General features: G+C 66.4%; 15 protein-coding genes. 7 read left to right on the top strand and 8 right to left on the bottom strand.

Going from position 1 to position 16,321, the window contains the following annotated elements; all coding sequences use genetic code 11:
- Positions 1–167 precede the first annotated feature (167 nt).
- From ribA to AC1DFR_RS02335, 5 genes are all read left to right on the top strand, one after another.
- Positions 168–2,087 carry a GTP cyclohydrolase II RibA gene (ribA, locus tag AC1DFR_RS02355; RefSeq protein ID WP_476872633.1) on the top strand — a complete coding sequence of 640 codons (1,920 nt, stop codon included), beginning with the start codon at positions 168–170 and terminating at the stop codon, positions 2,085–2,087.
- 43 nt (positions 2,088–2,130) lie between these two features.
- Positions 2,131–2,928 (top strand): dioxygenase family protein, encoded by a 798-nt coding sequence (locus AC1DFR_RS02350; RefSeq protein WP_028276744.1) that lies wholly within the window; start codon positions 2,131–2,133, stop codon positions 2,926–2,928.
- A gap of 117 nt (positions 2,929–3,045) precedes the next feature.
- Positions 3,046–3,903, top strand: a complete 858-nt coding sequence (locus AC1DFR_RS02345) for an SDR family oxidoreductase (RefSeq protein WP_476872632.1) — start codon at positions 3,046–3,048, stop codon at positions 3,901–3,903.
- A gap of 141 nt (positions 3,904–4,044) precedes the next feature.
- Positions 4,045–4,551: a universal stress protein gene (locus tag AC1DFR_RS02340; RefSeq protein ID WP_223916985.1), complete on the top strand. Its 507-nt coding sequence runs from the start codon at positions 4,045–4,047 to the stop codon at positions 4,549–4,551.
- 260 nt (positions 4,552–4,811) lie between these two features.
- On the top strand, positions 4,812–5,942 hold the full coding sequence (locus tag AC1DFR_RS02335) for a hypothetical protein (protein WP_476872631.1): 1,131 nt from the start codon (positions 4,812–4,814) through the stop codon (positions 5,940–5,942).
- Between the two features lie 75 nt (positions 5,943–6,017).
- Here the strand turns inward: AC1DFR_RS02335 and trxB are convergent, their stop codons facing one another.
- The gene (gene trxB / locus AC1DFR_RS02330; RefSeq protein ID WP_476872630.1) at positions 6,018–7,010 is read right to left on the bottom strand and encodes a thioredoxin-disulfide reductase; all 993 of its coding nucleotides are present in this window, start codon (positions 7,008–7,010) and stop codon (positions 6,018–6,020) included.
- 132 nt (positions 7,011–7,142) lie between these two features.
- On the bottom strand, positions 7,143–7,784 hold the full coding sequence (locus AC1DFR_RS02325) for a LysE family translocator (protein ID WP_476872629.1): 642 nt from the start codon (positions 7,782–7,784) through the stop codon (positions 7,143–7,145).
- A gap of 341 nt (positions 7,785–8,125) precedes the next feature.
- Between AC1DFR_RS02325 and AC1DFR_RS02320 the strand changes: the two genes are divergently transcribed.
- On the top strand, positions 8,126–9,721 hold the full coding sequence (locus tag AC1DFR_RS02320; RefSeq protein WP_476856009.1) for an MFS transporter: 1,596 nt from the start codon (positions 8,126–8,128) through the stop codon (positions 9,719–9,721).
- 89 nt (positions 9,722–9,810) lie between these two features.
- On the opposite strand, the gene AC1DFR_RS02315 is transcribed toward AC1DFR_RS02320, so the two are convergent.
- From AC1DFR_RS02315 to AC1DFR_RS02300, 4 genes are all read right to left on the bottom strand, one after another.
- Positions 9,811–10,479, bottom strand: a complete 669-nt coding sequence (locus tag AC1DFR_RS02315) for a GAP family protein (protein ID WP_476858669.1) — start codon at positions 10,477–10,479, stop codon at positions 9,811–9,813.
- A 39-nt stretch (positions 10,480–10,518) separates the two neighbouring features.
- Positions 10,519–11,673 carry an AI-2E family transporter gene (locus AC1DFR_RS02310; protein ID WP_476858668.1) on the bottom strand — a complete coding sequence of 385 codons (1,155 nt, stop codon included), beginning with the start codon at positions 11,671–11,673 and terminating at the stop codon, positions 10,519–10,521.
- Between the two features lie 96 nt (positions 11,674–11,769).
- Positions 11,770–12,156, bottom strand: a complete 387-nt coding sequence (locus AC1DFR_RS02305) for an SHOCT domain-containing protein (protein ID WP_230010772.1) — start codon at positions 12,154–12,156, stop codon at positions 11,770–11,772.
- Between the two features lie 94 nt (positions 12,157–12,250).
- Positions 12,251–12,694, bottom strand: a complete 444-nt coding sequence (locus AC1DFR_RS02300) for a hypothetical protein (protein WP_476872628.1) — start codon at positions 12,692–12,694, stop codon at positions 12,251–12,253.
- 282 nt (positions 12,695–12,976) lie between these two features.
- On the opposite strand from AC1DFR_RS02300, the gene AC1DFR_RS02295 reads away from it, so the two are divergent.
- The gene (locus AC1DFR_RS02295; protein ID WP_476872627.1) at positions 12,977–13,807 is read left to right on the top strand and encodes a class II glutamine amidotransferase; all 831 of its coding nucleotides are present in this window, start codon (positions 12,977–12,979) and stop codon (positions 13,805–13,807) included.
- A gap of 99 nt (positions 13,808–13,906) precedes the next feature.
- On the opposite strand, the gene AC1DFR_RS02290 is transcribed toward AC1DFR_RS02295, so the two are convergent.
- Entirely contained in the window at positions 13,907–15,424 is a 1,518-nt protein-coding gene (locus AC1DFR_RS02290; RefSeq protein ID WP_476872626.1) for a transposase, read from the bottom strand.
- 254 nt (positions 15,425–15,678) lie between these two features.
- Positions 15,679–16,239 (bottom strand): potassium channel family protein, encoded by a 561-nt coding sequence (locus AC1DFR_RS02285; RefSeq protein WP_243177831.1) that lies wholly within the window; start codon positions 16,237–16,239, stop codon positions 15,679–15,681.
- Positions 16,240–16,321: the final 82 nt, after the last annotated feature.

The raw sequence follows: 16,321 nt of genomic DNA, 5'->3' as shown, positions 1-16,321 counted from the left end.
CCCGGCCGTCATGCGGGGTCATCGCTTGCATCACCGGCCACCCGGGCCTATAACTTTAAGGTTCAAGTAAACTTGGCGGGAAAGGTTGTGCCGCTCGAAGCCGACTGGCTTGACGGCTCCGCCCCCGCCAACATCAGCACCTGTTGCCCCATACCTGAGGACCCGAGATGACCCTTGCGCCAGAAACCACTGCAACCCCGAAGGCCGCAGCACCTTCGGCCGCCGTGCGCAGCCGCGTCGTCGTGCCGCTGCGCTTCCCGGACGGGTTCGAAGCCGTTGCCGAAGTGCTGAGCTTCAGCGGGCTCACCGACGGCAAGGAGCACCTGCTGCTGGCCCTCGGCGAGTGGGAGGCTGCACTGCAGGGCGCGGCGCAAGGCGGTGCCGGACCGCTGGTGCGGCTGCACAGCGAGTGCCTCACCGGCGACGTATTCGGGAGCCAGCGGTGCGATTGTGGCCCGCAGCTGCGGGAGGCCGTGGAGCGGATTGCCGCCGAGGGGGGCTTCCTGCTCTACCTCCGCCAGGAAGGCCGCGGCATCGGCCTGTATTCGAAGCTTGACGCCTACGCACTGCAGGATGGCGGCCTGGACACCTACGCCGCGAATCTGGCCCTGGGCCACGGCGAAGACGAGCGGGACTACACGGCGGCGGCCCAGATGCTGGGGGCAATGGGTACCGGCACGCTGCGGCTGCTCAGCAACAACCCGGACAAGGCAGCCCAGCTGACCGGCCTCGGCCTCGAAGTGTCCGGGCAGGTCGCCACCGGCGTCCATGCCTCGGCGGCCAATCTTCGGTACCTGGCCGCAAAACGCGACCATACCGGCCACACGCTCGTGCTCCCGTCCGACGCCGGACCCGTCGCCGGTGCGCCCGGCGGTGCCCCTGGCGACGTCGGGGCTGCGTCCCGGGCCGGTGCCCGGGCGGCGGCGGCCGTCCCGACCCATGACGACATGCTCGCCCGGGTCCAGGGGCTCGTGCCCGGCCTGCGCGAGCGGGCCGCGGAAACCGAGGAGCTCCGGCGCATTCCGGACGCCACCATGGAGGAGCTGCACGCGGCCGAAATCTTCCACATGCTTTCCCCGAAGGGGGTCGGCGGATTCGGCATGGGCCTGGAAACCTATGTGGAGGTGGTGCGCCGGCTTGCCCGGGGGTGCGCCTCCACGGCGTGGAGTGCCGGCCATCTGATCGAACATGTCTGGATGCTCGCGCGGTGGCCGCGGGAGGCGCAGGACGAGGTCTTTGCGAACGGACCGGCTCCCTTGGCGGCCGCTACCGGGGCGCCGGCTGGAGTGGCCAGGAAAGTGCCGGGAGGCTATTCCATCTCGGGCCGGTGGACCTTTGCCTCCGGGGTCATGCATGCCCAGTGGGCGCTGCTCGCCGCGCAGCACGGCGACGTGCGCCTCCAGTGCCTGGTGCCGCTGGCCGACGTCGAGCTCCTCGACGTGTGGCAGACGGCCGGCCTGAGGGGTACCGGGAGCAACGACATTCGGGCAGGGAACCTGTTCGTCCCGGAGCATCGAACTCTGGACTGGGAACTCCTGGGCGCGGAAACCAATCCGGGGAGCCTGCTCCACGCGGATCCGCTGATCCATACCCCCATGGGCGCGCTGCTGAACATGGTGGCCCCGGCCGCTGCCCTGGGGTCTGCCGAATACGCGCTCGACCTGTTCCGCGAGCTGATTCTGGTCCGGAAGGTCAAGCACACCGTGGAGAACCGCCAGGCGGACTCCCCGCTCGCGCAAGTCCGGTATGCGCACGCCTTCGGGCTGGTGGCCACCGCGCGGCTGCACTGGCAGGAGGCGGTCCGGGTGGTCTGTGCCGCCCATGCGCGCGGGCCTTCGACCATGACGGAGCCGGACCGCGGGCAGTACCGGCTGTCCCTCGCCCTGAGCGGCGAGGCGTCGGCCGAGGCGGTTCGGGTGATCATGCTGGGATCCGGCGGGGGCGTGCACCGGCTGTCGCATCCGCTCCAGCGGATCCAGCGCGACGTCAGTGTCCTGATGAACCATGCGGCGCTGACGAGGGATCCGGTTCTCGAGCAGGCGGGCCGGGGCCTTCTGGGTCTTGGGTTCAGTGTGCCCTCGTTCTGACCGAAAGCTTGAAGGTTCAATCAAAATGGATTAGGGTGATCCCATGACTCAGACCACTGACCGCCCCCCGGTTCTCTTCCTCAGCCATGGCGCACCGCCGCTGGCCGACGACTCCACGTGGACCCGCGAACTCCACGACTGGTCCGGCACCTTCGGCAAGCCCCGGGACATCCTCATGGTCTCCGCCCACTGGGAAAACGCCCCCGTGACGCTCAGTGCAACCGGGCGGGATCCGGGCCTGGTCTACGACTTCGGCGGCTTCCCGCAAAAGTACTACGAGGTGGCCTATGACGCCCCGCAGGCGCCCGAGCTGGCTGCCGAAGTCGAGAAGCTCGTCGCCGGCCACGGCCATCACGTGGAGCGCGATGAAAGCCGCGGGCTCGACCATGGCGCCTACGTTCCGCTGAAGGAGATGTACCCCGACGCCGACGTGCCGGTCGTGCAGATGTCCATGCCGACGCTTGATCCTCAGGGGTTGTTCGACCTCGGCATGTCGCTGGGGCCCTTGCGGGAGCGGGGCACGCTGATTGTCGGATCGGGATTCACGACGCACAACCTGCGCTGGTTCAATCCCGCCGGGGGACCGGACTCCGCCCCTCCCGCGGCCTCCAGTGAATTCGACCACTGGGCGGAGGAGGCCATGGCCCGCGGCGATGTCGACTCCATCCTCGACTTCCTGAACAAGGCACCCGCCGCCCGGGAAGCGCACCCCCGCAGCGAGCATTGGGCTCCGCTCTATGTTGCCCTCGGGGCTGCGTACGGCTCGGGAGACATCCAGGCCAGGACAGCAATCGACGGGTTCTGGTTCGGGTTGTCCAAGCGGTCGTGGACCCTGACGTAGAGGTCGCACAACGTAACAAGGGGAATGAACCGGACCGGGGTCCGGTTATGCCCGCCAGTGCCGGATCGCCGGCCAACCATAACGTGACGTGGCTTGACCACTGATGAGGAGCACAACATGACGATTGCAGTAACGGGTGCGACAGGACAGCTGGGCAGGCTGGTCCTCGATGAACTGCTCACCAGCCAGGAACCGGATTCGCTGGTGGCCATCGTGCGCGACGCCGCGAAAGCCCGGGAGCTGGTTGCACGTGGCGTCCAGGTGCGCGTCGCGGACTATTCCGATCCCGCGGCTCTCGAGGCTGCGCTTACGGGCGTTGACAGGCTCCTGCTGGTTTCCGGAAGCGAGGTGGGCTCCCGGGTGGCGCAGCACGGCAACGTCATCGACGCGGCCAGGGCCGCCGGCGTCGGGTTCATCGCCTACACATCCGTCCTGGCCGCGGACACCACCGAACTGATCCTGGCGCCCGAGCACAAGGCAACAGAGGAGCTCATCCGCGCGTCGGGACTCGACAACACCATCCTGCGCAACGGCTGGTACACCGAGAACTACGCCCAGACCGTGGCGACGGCCAAGCAGACGGGCGCCGTCGTGGCCGCTGCCGGTGACGGCAGGGTGGCCAGCGCGACGCGGGCTGACTACGCGGCCGCGGCCGCGGCGGTGCTCAGCTCCGCCGGGCACGAGGGCCGCACGTACGAACTCTCCGGCGACTACGCCTGGAACTTCAAGGAACTGGCGACGGCGATCACCCGGATCACGGGCCGGGAAGTTGTCTACCAGCCCGTCTCCGCCCCGGAACTGGTTGAGGTCCTGACCACCGCCGGCCTCGACGCGGGCACCGCGGGATTCCTCGCAGCCCTGGACGCGGACACCGAGGCGGGCCTGCTGGCCACCGTCACGGGCGAGCTGTCCCGGCTGATCGGTCGGCCGACGACGCCGCTGTTGCAGGCTCTGACGTCCGCCGCCGCGAGCTAATCCGCACAGCCCAGGGGGCCGCGCTGCCCAGGGAGGCCGCGAGACCGGGAGGCCGGGAGTGGGCATAATGAAGGCGTGGATTCCCGCTGCGCCCGCAGGGCATAGACATCCTGCGGGTGCGCGCCTCGACTGACAGGACCCATGGAAACTCCCGGTGATTTTCAGCAGGCCGGGGCCGGCGAATGGTCGGACGGCCCGCTGGTTGTCGGTGTGCCGTGGGAATTCGACGGGCGCCTGGTACGGGCCGCCGCCGGGCTCGCCGCGATCATGGGAGTGCACCTGATTTGCGCGTTCGTGGACCCGGCGAGCTACCTCACGGAGTGGGAGCCCGCCGGAGTCCTGGATGGCACCTCACTGGATCCCGCCCCGAATGTCGAAGCCGAATACCCGGCCTCACAGCTGCTCAGCTGCCTTGAGGGCATTCTCGGTCCTCCCGGCGGGGCATGGTCCTTCCGGGTGCTGAACGGCGAAGTTGCCCACGCCCTGGACCGGCTGGCGCAGAGCGCGGACGCGGCTGCGCTGATTGTCGGCGGGCAGCGGCCTGGGCGGATTGCCCAGATGGGCCGGCTCCTGGAGGGCTCGGTCAGCGTTTCCCTGACCCGTCTGCAGGGCAGGCCCGTACTGGTCGTTCCGCACGCGGGTCAGTGACGCACGCGCCGGCCGTGCGTTCCGTCCACCGAAGGCGGGCCAACAGCGGGCCAGCAGCGGGCCAGCAGCGCGCCAACAAACCGAAGGCCGGCGGCGCGGGTTCATCCGTTCCGGGTGACGGCCCCGGGCCGCCGCGGCCATAGCGTTGGAGTACCGCCGGTGTGCGAGCGCCCGGGATGCGAAAGATTGCTGGAGCACGAGGGGCTGACGCTGACGGCGGAACTGCACGAGCCGTCAACGCCAGCGAATCGAAGTGAGTGATGGTAAACCCGAACAAGCCAGCAGCCGTCACGTCAGAGGCCCGGGCGCTCTTCGTCGGCAGCGCCGCCTTCCTCGTCCTGGGCGGCATCGCTATTCTGCTGATCGGGCGGGAACCGGTCCCGTTGTCCGGACGGGGTTCAGTCGGTGACATTGCCTCGATCGGCACGGCTGTGCTGGGCGCCGGGGCGGTGGTGGCCGGTTGCCTGCAACGTCGTCCGGCTGTGGCACCGGAGGCCCGCGGGGGAGGCCGGATCCGCACGTCCATCGATATCGCCGCACTCGCGCTGGCGCACGCATGCATCTTCCTGCTCGGCTGGCTGGCGCTCTTTTCGCTGTTTCAGCAGGCGTTCATCGGTGCGGTCGTCTACCCGTTCGCGGCCGCTGTCCTGGTCGGGACCACGGGAGCCATCAGCGCCTATATCGCCTACCTGTCCGCGCTCAGCATGACCGCCTACCGGCTCGCCGCCCTCCTCGCCGGCTTCCTGGTCACCGGCCTGCTCACGAGCATGCTCACCGCACAGAATCCACTGTGGTGGCAGGAGAACCTCAGTGCCCTCGGCATGAGCTCCGACGTCTCCGGAGTGGCGTTCAACTTCACCCTGATCGTCGCCGGCGTCGTCATTTCCACGCTGGCGGGATATGCGACGGCGACCCTCGCGGTGACCGCTAAGTCCCCGTCCGCGCTGCATCGGGTGAGGCTGCTCGAAGGCGGGATCGCCCTGATCGGCGTCTTCCTCGCCTGCGTGGGATTGTTCCCCGTCGATGAGCGCTTCGGGCTCCACACCCTGGTCGCGTCCGGCATGGTGGTGGTCTTCGCGTCCCTCATTGTCCGCATCCGCACGCTGGTTCCGTCCGTCTCGGCCACCTTCGCTGCGCTGGGGTGGCTCTTCCTGGCGGTCATCGTGGCCGCCGCGGTGCTGTGGTTCCCGGTCGGCTACTACAACCTGACCGCAGTGGAGCTGATCGCCGCGTCGCTGATCTTCGCCTGGCTCATCATCCTGATCCGTAACCTCGCAGCCGTCGATGCCGACCAGCTTGAGGCTAATCTGCTTGTCCCCCCGCTGTCAGCGCCGGCTGAGCCTGCGGACCGGCCAGTTTCCGCAACAGACAGCGCGGCGACCGACCCGTAAGTACCGCGGGGTCTGCCGACGACGGAAGTGCCGACGCCGGAGAGTGCCGTCGGGATGGGCCGCTTCAAGGCTCGCCTAGGAGTGCGTGGGTTCTTCGACCAGCGCGGTGGCGATGCTGTCGGCGTCCTCGAGCGCGGACAGGAAGCGTTCGGCGTCCAGGGCCGCGGCGCAGCCGGTGCCGGCGGCGGTGATGGCCTGGCGGTAGCGGTGGTCCACGGCGTCGCCGCAGGCGAAGACCCCGGTCAGGTTGGTGACCGTCGTGGGGGAGCCGACCTGGATGTAGCCGTCCGCATCGAGGTCTATCTGGCCAGCCAAAAGCTCGGTCCGGGGCACGTGCCCGATCGCGACGAAGATGCCCGTGGCGGCCTGCTGCCGGGTGTCGCCGGTGCGGGTGTCGGTCAGGGTCACTCCGGTGACCTTGCCGTTGCCGTGGATCGCGGTGACGGCGGAGTTCCAGGCGAACCTGATCTTCGGGTTGTCCTTGGCCCGCTGGGCCATGATCCGGGAGGCGCGCAGTTCGCCCTTGCGGACCACCACGGTCACCGATTTGCCGAAGCGGGTCAGGAACGTGGCCTCCTCCATCGCCGAGTCGCCGCCGCCGACCACGATGATGTCCTGGTCGCGGAAGAAGAAGCCGTCGCAAGTGGCGCACCAGGACAGTCCGTGGCCGCTGAACTTCTTCTCCTCCGGCAGGCCCAGTTCCTTATACGCCGAGCCAGTGGCGAGGATGACGGCGGGCGCTTCATGTCTCTCCCCGGCGCCGGTGACCACACGCTTCAGGTGCCCGGCGAGCCGGACCTCGGTGACGTCGTCGAACACCACCTGCGCGCCAAACTTTTCGGCCTGCTGCTGCAGGCCGTCCATCAGTTCGGGGCCCTGGATGCCGCCCGGGAAACCGGGGAAGTTCTCCACCTCGGTGGTGTTCATCAGAGCGCCCCCGGCAGTGACCGCACCGGCGATGACGAGAGGCTTGAGCCCGGCCCGGGCGGCGTAGATCGCCGCGGTGTAGCCCGCGGGACCGGACCCGATGATGATCAGCTTCTCGGTTGTCTTGATGGCGGCGCTCACGGTCGGGCTCCTTCGGTGACGGTTGCCGGGCATGTGCTGATCATCCCGCCCTGTGGGGCGCTTATCAACGCCCCCGGGGTTGATCCGGAGTTTAGACACCCGGGGACGCTGCGCGGGAGCGTGCCCGGGCGGCTAGGCGGAGGCCAGCGTCTGAGTCAGGATGGTGCCGCCAACCCCGACCAGGACGGCGCCTGAACTCCCGACGACGATCCGGCTGGTCCGGGGCCGGGCGAGGACTCCGGTCACTTTCTTGAGCGCGCTGAGCAGCAGCACGTACCAGGCCAACGCGATAAGCAGGAAGATGCCCGCCATCAATGCGTGCTGGGCGAGGGGCGGCAACGGGGCGACAGTGAACTGCGGGAACAGCGACAAGTAGAAGACGGCGACTTTAGGGTTGAGCAAGTTGCTCACCATTCCTTGCACGAAAGGTGAGCTGCCGCCGCGTTGGCGTTCTGCTGCCGGTGACGGGGGTTGGCTGGGTTTGGGTTTTCTGGCGAACGCCTCAGCGAAGGCGCGCAGGCCCAGGTAGAGCAGGTAGGCGGCTCCGGCAATTCTGATCCCGGTCCCGACAACTTCCGAGGCCCCCAGCAGCGCCGTGACACCGAGCACCGCCAGTACGGCAAGGATCGTGTTGCCAACCATGATGCCGGCGGCGGCTGTGGTTGCCGCCCGTGTGCCGCGGGGGGCATTCCTGAGGACAAGCGCAAAGTCGGGTCCGGGCACCACCACTACGACCAGGCAGGTCAGCACGAAGGCTGCCAGTTGTTCCAGCATCTGGGATTTCCTCCGGGCGTCAGTCTGTAGCGGTGGGTGGTGAATTTCGCCCGGGAACGAAACCCGGGCAGCCTTCTACGTTAGGCCATCGCGGGCACCACCGGAGCGCAGCCCCGCCTCGTTGCCGGCGGAAGGTGGCAGCAACCTCACCCGCTGGGCATGATTCGGTCAGGAGGCCGGACCGCTAGCTTTGCATCAGCATCGCATTGCGGTGGGCGCTGGTGGGATGTGCCTGCAGGACCATGCTCATGCGTGAACTGCCCGGTCTGCTCCAGAGGAGGCGACATGTCCGGTTGTGTGGTGGACCCGAGCGAGCCATCGAGTGTGGGAGGCGGACCGCGATGAACTCTCCAAAGGACGCCGCGACCCCGCCGGTGCAGTTCAACCAAAGGCTGGCGCTGCTGCTGGCGATGGCGATGTTCGTGCTGGTTGTCGACACATCGATCATGAACGTCTCGATCTCCGCGGTGGTGGACGACATAGGCGCGACCGTCAGCGGACTCCAGTCGACAATCGCCCTCGAGGCGCTGGTATCCGCGGCCTTTATCCTGATCGGCGGCAAGATCGGCGACCTGATCGGGCGCAAGCGCGCCTACGTCATTGGGCTTTCCTGCTACGCCGTCGGCGCCGTGGCGATGACCCTGGCCCAGACTCTCCTCCCGGTGATCATCTGCTGGGCCCTGATCGGCGGCCTTGGCGCCTCGCTGCTCCTTCCCGCCATGCAGTCCCTCATCCACGGAAATTTCGAGGGAGATGCCCAGCACCGGGTCTACGCCCTCGTCGGTGCGTCGGCCGCGATCGCCGCCGCCGTCGGGCCTCTGCTCGGGGGCTTCCTCACCACGTTCCTGTCCTGGCGCGTCGCCTTCCTGCTCGAGGCCCTCATCATCGCGGTCGTCCTGTCCGGAATCAAGCTCGTCAAAGACGTGCCGTACACCGGGCCCCGGGAACTGGATCTCTTCGGATCACTTCTGTCCATCGTCGGCATGGGCGGCGTCGTGCTCGGAATCCTGGTCTGGCAGGAAGGCGGCGAGGCAGTGGGCGCACTCCTGGCTGTGGGCGCCGTCGGACTGGGCGGCCTGGTCTACTGGCTCCTTCAGCGCAAACGCCGCAACAAGCCGACACTGCTGGATCCGGACCTGTTCCAGGCAAAAGCCTTCCGCTTTGGTGCCACGGGACAAATGCTCCAGCAGATCGCTCTGGGCGGCACCATGATCGTGCTGCCCATCTACCTTCAGATGGTGCTCGGATACAACGCGATGCAGTCAGGCCTGTCCATCGCCCCGCTCTCGCTGACCATGTTCGCTGTCGCCATGATCGTCGGGAAGAGGTCCGGGAGGCGGCGCCCGGCCAGCCTCATACGGTGGGGCTTTCTGTTTCTGATCGCGGGTTTGGTGGTGCTGGTCCCCATCGTGCCGCGAGCTGACTCCGGCTGGTGGCTGCTGATCCCGCTGATCATTTCAGGCTTTGGCCTGGGGCTGCTGGTATCCCAGCTCAACAACTACACCTTGTCCCCGATTTCGGACGAGCGGGTCAGCGAGGCCGCCAGCGTGAACTCGGCCGCGGGATCGTTCGGCTTGTCCTTCGGACTCGCGTTCGCCGGCGGCATCATGCTGGCATCGCTCTCGACCATCTTCATCGGCTTGTCGGATGCCAGCACGGTCCTCCCGCCCGACGACAAGCAGCAGGTCGCGACGGTACTGGAAGACGACGCCCAGGTGATGAGCGACGCGCAACTCCAGGAACAGATCGCCGGCCAGCCGGAGGACATCCAGAACGAAATCATCCGCATCAACACGGAGGCACGGCCCCTGGCCCTCCAGATTGCACTGTTCGTCCCGATCCTTGCCGGCCTCGCCGGGCTCGGCACCTCGTTCCGCATGATTCGGATCCCTGACCCCAAGCCCGCCGGCACCGGCGAGGGGAGCGTCCTGGGCTGAAGTTCACAGCGGCGAGCGTCCAGGCTGCACCCCCTTGACAGCGGAGTTCCCCGGGATCCGGCGGGGTGCGTGGTTTCGGGGTAGTCCGATTAGAGCTGGAGAAGGCTGTAGCCGACGAGGAAGATCCCGATCGTCAGCGTCGCGATCGCCGCAATCCTGCGGCCATTGCGCTGCAGCCAGTTGTATAGGGCGGTCAACGGCACTTGGGCCCGTTCGGGGGAGCGCAGCCACACAGCGACCGGAATGATGACGGCTGACTGGACCACGGCGGCGTAGGCGAGGACAAGCAGGCTGCTTGGCAGCGGCGGCAGTTCCTGGACACCGATCACGGCACCGGCGGTGACGGCCAGCAGGAGCGCCTTCGGACGAAGGTTAAAGCCCAGGCCCAGTACGACGAATTCCCAGGGCCGGGCGGAGCGGAACCGCGACTTCATCTTGCCAAGCATGGCGTTGTCCCGGCCGCCCTTGCTCACGAGGAGGTACACGGCGTACGCAACCAGAAGCGCACCGATCACAATGGCAATTTGTGCCACCCATTCGTCCCTACGCAGGCGCGGCGGCTTGACGGGCAGGAATTGCAGCCCGACCGCTGCCAGGCCCACGACCACGATCGAACCCGCGAGGCTGCCGATCAGGAAGGGAAGGGCGCCGCGGCGCGGAGTTGGCGAGAGCAGAATCATGATCGTCACGCTGACAGGCACTGTGCTGAGAGCCCCGGCCAGGGCAAAGAGAGCCAGGCTGCTGAGAGTGCTCAGCATGCTCCCCTCACCGTCCCCCGGCAGCACCCCGACGGCATGTCATGCCTTCGGCCCGCTTCCGGTGTCCGGACGGCCCGTCTTCAGTCGTCCGCGGCGGGCCCGGATCGCCTTGTCTTCTTCCTTGATGAGCAGTTCGAGGTCCTTCTTGTCGCCCGTCAACGGCCGCCACCATGCAAGTGTCGGGTCAGAATCGAGCAGGATGGTCCGGAACAAGAGCGTCAGGGGGACGGCGAGGACGGCGCCGACAGGACCCAGGACCACTGCCCAGAAGAGGACGGAGAAGAAGGTCAGCGTCTCACTCAGCGACACCGCGTTGCCCACATATTTCGGCTGGATGATCGACTGGATGATGCTGTTGATTCCGCCATAGATGATGATGACTGCCACGACGGTCGGCCAGCCCCCGGTGAGGTAGCCGAAGAACAAGGGCGGGATGATGGCGATGAAATACCCGATGTTGGGGATGAAGCTGCAGATGAAAGACAGCAGCCCCCAGAGCAGGGCGCCGGGGATCTGCAGGATGACCAGAACCAGCCAGTTGAACAACCCCTGCGCGATTCCGAGGACCGTGGTGGCGACCATGTAGCGGCGCACACCGGTTCCGAAGCCGTTGAGCGCTGAAACCAGTGCCGGCCGGTGATAGTTCAGATGAATCAGGAGCGCCGGCACGCGCGAGCCGTCAATCGCCATAAGAATGAGCATCGTCAGTATGATCACGAGGCTGGTCACCAGGCTCGCGACGTTTCCCAGGAGGCCGCCGAGGAACCCGATGATGCGGCCCGGCGTAAACCCGTTCAGGACTGCCTGGGCTTGCTCCGGGCCAAATCCAACAGATTCCAGCAGTGCGGAGATCCTGGCGCCGATCTCGGCCATTTGGGGGGCGTATTGCGGCAGCAGCGCGGAGAACTGGGCGAGCGAGGCAATCAGGACTGCGGCGAAGGCGGTCAGCAACCCGAAGACAGCCGCGATAGTGGTCCCGGTGGCGATGCCCCGGGAAATTCCCCGTGCCTGCATCCAGCGGCGCAGCGGATGGACACAAAGCGTCAGCACGAAGGCAAAAAAGACGGGGGTGACTATTCCCTGGATCGCGCCGAGGCCGAACGCTGCAATCGTCGCGCTGGCCAGGGCGAGCAGGATTATGAGGGTGCGGGGGAGGGCCGAACGTGGATTGGATTCCGATGGTTCCGGCTCCATGAGCCCTCCTTGGTTCAGCCTAGCCATATCTTAGAAGCCTCATGGCCTCATGAATAGCGAGTTGGCCAGGCCTGCTCCTCGCGCCTCAACCCGGAGTCAGACGACGATCTTGCTCTTGATCTGGGCAAACTCCTCCGCACTGATGGTTCCCGCGTCCATGAGTGCTTTGGCTTTGGCGATCTCCTCGGTGGGGCTGGCCGTGGCGACACTGCGGATGTAGGCATCGGTTTCCTGCTGGGACTTGCGGGCCCGCGCCATTGACCGCTCCGCCATGCCCTTGCCGCGGGCAATCATGTATGCCAGCACGGTCAGGAACGGAATGAAGACCAGAAGAACGATCCAGACGGCTTTCCACCAGCCGCTGAGCTCGTCGTCGCGGAAGAGGTCGCCGATCACCATGAACACTGCATACAGGAAGGCGATAATTGCATAGAAGATAAACAGCCACCAGAGAATATCCCAAAAGTTCTCGAAGAAATTCATTTTGGCTTCCCTACTTTCGCTTGGTGCGGCGTCGCCTACGAACGCAGCCTTGGATGGGAATGGGTTTCACCGCGGATATCCCGGAAGACCCGGGCTAGCACTTGGCGTCATTTGAGAGATCGCTGATGGCGGCCTGCACGTTCGCGGCTTCGTCCTTGAGCGAGTTGGCCGCCTGCGTCAGGGTGGCGTCGTCGGGAACGGAGTTCACAGCGGAGGTGAACTTCTGTTGGGCTGCTTTGACGGCATCCACCCGATCTTTGGCCGCGTCGCTGGCCGCGTTGACCAGATCGTCGTAGCTCTTCCGAACCTGATCCCGGGCCGCCTGGATCTGGCCTATCGTGGCGCCTGGCTTGAGGGAGTCCTTGAAATTCGTCAGGGCTGTTGAAAAGCCAGTGGCGGCAGCGCAAACCGGTGAAACGCTCGCCGTCGGGCTCGCGCTGGGGCTGCTGCTGGGTCCCGAGGTGGCGCAGCCGGCGAGCAGCGCAACCGCCGCCCCGAGCGCAGACATTCGCGCGAGGACTGGTTTTGGTTTCGACATTGGACTCACCTCTCCATGGGCTTTCGCCTGGCAGCCCAATCACTGGCAGGTACCACCAGTGTTGGGTGAGGGGCCCGCTTGCGCGTCACCCGCCGCGGGTGATCCTTTCGCGCGGCTCTCCATGCCGGGCGCGCCGCTGACCAGCGGGGACGCGACGCCGGAACTATCGAACACGGGTGGGACCCCATTACCTCCCACCCCGCGGCCCGAATCACCCCGGGGTGATGATGTGCCCGCTCCGTCGCCGTGATGGACTGCTGTCCACAACTGAGGGAGGATGCCATGTGTCGTTGGCTAGCGTATTCGGGTTCGCCGGTGCAACTGGAGGAGCTGTTGTACAAACCGACCAACTCGCTCGTGATGCAGAGCAAGCACGCTCGAATGGGCGTTGAAACCACCAACGGGGACGGCTTCGGCGTGGGCTGGTACGGATCCGCACCGTATCCCGGGTTGTTCCACAGCACGGAGCCGGCCTGGAATGACCGCAACCTCCGCGAGTTGTCGGCCCAGGCGTCGGCCGGCCGGGTCTTCGCGCATATTCGGGCTTCGACCGGATCGGCAGTCCAACAGACCAACTGCCATCCATTCCGCCACGGCAGCTGGCTATGGATGCACAACGGACTCATCCGGGAGTTCCCGACTGTGAAGCGCGACTTGGCCATAGCCGTTGAGCCATCGCTCTTTCCGCTGATCGAGGGAGCCACGGACTCAGAGCTCTTCTTCTTCCTCGCCCTGACCTTCGGGCTGGAGCAGGACCCGAGGGCGGCCGTAGCTGCCGCGGTTGGACTGATTGAAGACGTCGGCCGGCGCCACGGGATCGAGCAGCCAATCCAGATGACAGTGGCCACGACCGACGGCGACACCACCTGGGCGTTCCGCTACTCGAGTGAACGGCAGTCCCGGTCGCTGTTCCACAGCACCGACGTCGCGACCCTTCGCGTCCAGTACCCGGAGAACCCGTTGCTTCATGACCTGGCGGACAACGCGCGCCTGGTCGTCTCCGAACCGCTGGGGGATCTCCGCGGGGCGTGGCGGGAAGTACCCGAGGCTACCTGCGTGGTGGTGCACGGCGCCGGCGAGGACCTGTTCCCGTTCACGCCGACCGCCCCCTAGTGCCGGCGGCGGAGCCCCCCTCAGCGTCTGCGGCGAGTGCCGCTGCCGCGCAGCACCAGCTGGCGCGGCGCTAACTGGTGGTCCGGTCCCGCCGGTCCTTCACACGCTGGTTCCTCCGGCGTCGGGCGCCCGGGGGATGGGGATCGTGGGATACGTGTCATCGGGAGGGCCGCCAGCCGTGACCGACTCACCGCCTGGCACGCCGCCGGACTCGACACTGGACTCACCGCTGGGATCGACGCCCGGCTCGCCTCCGGGTTCGGCGCCGGGTTCGGCGCCCGGCCCGCCGGCTACGGCCGGCCGGCACAGCAGTTCGACCACGAGAATGACCAGCACGGCCAGGACGGCCGTCCAGATGGCGACGGCCGCCGTCGGGTCCTGCCAAAAGATCAGCACCAGCACAGCGATGCCGACGACGGTGGCTTCGATGATCCGCCGGTACCGGGCCAACCAGAACTGCCATGGCTTGGCCTGGCCACCGCCGATCTTGCCGGTGATGTAGTCGCCCGCCGTCGCCAGGCCGTGCCGGACATACTCCGCTGGACGCGAGTGGCCGCCCAGAAAAGCTGCCAGGGCGATCAGCAGTCCGACGACGAAGACAAGGCGCAGGCTGGTGCGCAGCGGTACCAGGAGTGCCTCGACCAGGCTTTCGGCCGCCGCAGGGGAGACAGCACTCGATGGAATCGAGTTCAGGACGTAACTTCGCCCGATCACAAGGGACAGCGCCAGCACCGCCATCGACACCGCCACGGCCAACCCCACGCCGCTCGTCGTGCTCCGTCTCCGGCCCCGGGGGGCAACGGCAATGGCGCCCACGGCGCTGAGCACCGTCAGCCACGCCAGTATTGGGCCGAGCCGGTCCAAGGTCCGGATGGTTTCCGTGGCACGGACCAGTTCAGGAGACTGGAACAGGGCGATCTGCGCGTCAACTTCCGGGATCCTCGAGGCGATATCCACCCCTTGCTGGACAAGGAGAGTCTTGACCCGGGCGATGATCTCTTTCGTGGAAATCGACACCGTGCCATTCTCATCAATACTGACCGTGCCTCCCGTGCTTCCCGTGGCAAGGTTGACCAGCCCCTGGTGCGCCACCCGGTTCACCTGGATCCAAAGGTCCTGGAACTGCGGTGTCGCCACGAATCTGGCAACGGCGGTATGGATGAGCGTTTTGGTCTGCTCCGCAAGCATCGGGGCCAGCCCGGTAAGCACGGCCGCCACGCGGGGCGCCGTTTTAGCGAGCTCGTTCAGGGCATCGCGCGTGATGGTCTGGAAATCCACGGCGTCGTTGATCTGTTGGGTGACCTTGTCGGCGATTTCGGCCTGGATCGCAGGGTCCGAGGCCAACGGTGCGACGGTGGCGACGTAGCGATCGGTGTCGATGACTTCGCTGCGAAGGTAGAGGGCCGGAACTGTCGCGAAGGCCAACAGGCCAGTGATAACCACCAGCACGATTGCCACAATGCGCCGGGCCAGCCCCGGATGCCGCACGGCCGGCCTCGGCGGGGCCTTGCGGGCAGTGTCCCGTTCCTGCTGGAGACGGGCGACTTCGGCCCGTAACCGCAGAATTTCTTCCTGTTCCGGGCTAGCGGGGCCAGCGGGCTGATCGTTCAGCGACATGAGGGGATCCGCCTTAGCTTGTGTTCCGCGGCTGGGCATTTCACGGCTATTTTCATTGTTCACTCGGCGTGCCGGTCCAGCCCCACCCACACAGGGTGATCTGTCACGCCGGGGAAGGGCCCGCCACGGCCGTCCCTACGGGCTGGACGCCGCGCGTCGGACGTGCAAAGTGGCGCACCGAATCCCGGCCCTGCCCGCGAAATTTCAGCCGGCCGGCCTGCTGTCATCCGTTTTGGGTGATGACGGCGGCGGGTTCAGGATTCGCCGCCCAGCCGCCGCCCTGCCGCGAAGAATGCCACTTTTGCGATCAATAGGAGTGCACCTAAATCGGCAATCATTTGGACGGACACGACACCCCTCGCCAGCTGGCTTACCGGCGTAATATCCCCGAACCCGACGGTGGCAAACGTGGAAGTGGTGAAGTAAAGGGCATCGGTTCGGCTCAGGGGCTCGCTAAACGCCGCCGCAGATGTGATCGACATTGATGTGTAAAGCAGCGCGAAGAGACACAAAAACATCAACAGGGTTTCGGCGACAGCCGCGGCCGCCCGAACCCTCGGGATATGCGCCACGAGTATCAGCCGCAATTGAATTGCCAGGACTGCGAAAAAGACCAGCACGACACCCGCCAGGCGGATCCAGGCGGCCGCGGGATCGGCGTCATTGAATCCCCCGACGGGAATAAAGAAATACAGGGCGAGGACCACAACCGAAAATGCGATGAGACGTGCAATCGCGAAAATAATGACCCGCCTGCGGTCGGCCTTGTCGAGGTCATGAAGGAAAATCGGGTCTGTCGGGCTGCCGTGCTTCATAGGCATGACTGATGATACAGCCGGGCACCCAATTCGTGCCGTGCCGCAATCGGGGCGCCCTAATCGCCGTATTTTCGCACTA

Source organism: Arthrobacter sp. 05T410 (assembly GCF_056396505.1).
Note: the sequence above shows the minus strand (reverse complement) of the source record. Positions and strands in the feature narration are given on the sequence as shown.

Coding starts and splice junctions, on each gene's coding strand:
- ribA (WP_476872633.1), top strand. CDS start 168: ATGACCCTTGCGCCAGAAACCACTGCAACCCCGAAGGCCGCAGCACCT.
- AC1DFR_RS02350 (WP_028276744.1), top strand. CDS start 2,131: ATGACTCAGACCACTGACCGCCCCCCGGTTCTCTTCCTCAGCCATGGC.
- AC1DFR_RS02345 (WP_476872632.1), top strand. CDS start 3,046: ATGACGATTGCAGTAACGGGTGCGACAGGACAGCTGGGCAGGCTGGTC.
- AC1DFR_RS02340 (WP_223916985.1), top strand. CDS start 4,045: ATGGAAACTCCCGGTGATTTTCAGCAGGCCGGGGCCGGCGAATGGTCG.
- AC1DFR_RS02335 (WP_476872631.1), top strand. CDS start 4,812: ATGGTAAACCCGAACAAGCCAGCAGCCGTCACGTCAGAGGCCCGGGCG.
- AC1DFR_RS02325 (WP_476872629.1), bottom strand. CDS start 7,784: ATGCTGGAACAACTGGCAGCCTTCGTGCTGACCTGCCTGGTCGTAGTG.
- AC1DFR_RS02320 (WP_476856009.1), top strand. CDS start 8,126: ATGAACTCTCCAAAGGACGCCGCGACCCCGCCGGTGCAGTTCAACCAA.
- AC1DFR_RS02315 (WP_476858669.1), bottom strand. CDS start 10,479: ATGCTGAGCACTCTCAGCAGCCTGGCTCTCTTTGCCCTGGCCGGGGCT.
- AC1DFR_RS02310 (WP_476858668.1), bottom strand. CDS start 11,673: ATGGAGCCGGAACCATCGGAATCCAATCCACGTTCGGCCCTCCCCCGC.
- AC1DFR_RS02305 (WP_230010772.1), bottom strand. CDS start 12,156: ATGAATTTCTTCGAGAACTTTTGGGATATTCTCTGGTGGCTGTTTATC.
- AC1DFR_RS02300 (WP_476872628.1), bottom strand. CDS start 12,694: ATGTCGAAACCAAAACCAGTCCTCGCGCGAATGTCTGCGCTCGGGGCG.
- AC1DFR_RS02295 (WP_476872627.1), top strand. CDS start 12,977: ATGTGTCGTTGGCTAGCGTATTCGGGTTCGCCGGTGCAACTGGAGGAG.
- AC1DFR_RS02290 (WP_476872626.1), bottom strand. CDS start 15,424: ATGTCGCTGAACGATCAGCCCGCTGGCCCCGCTAGCCCGGAACAGGAA.
- AC1DFR_RS02285 (WP_243177831.1), bottom strand. CDS start 16,239: ATGAAGCACGGCAGCCCGACAGACCCGATTTTCCTTCATGACCTCGAC.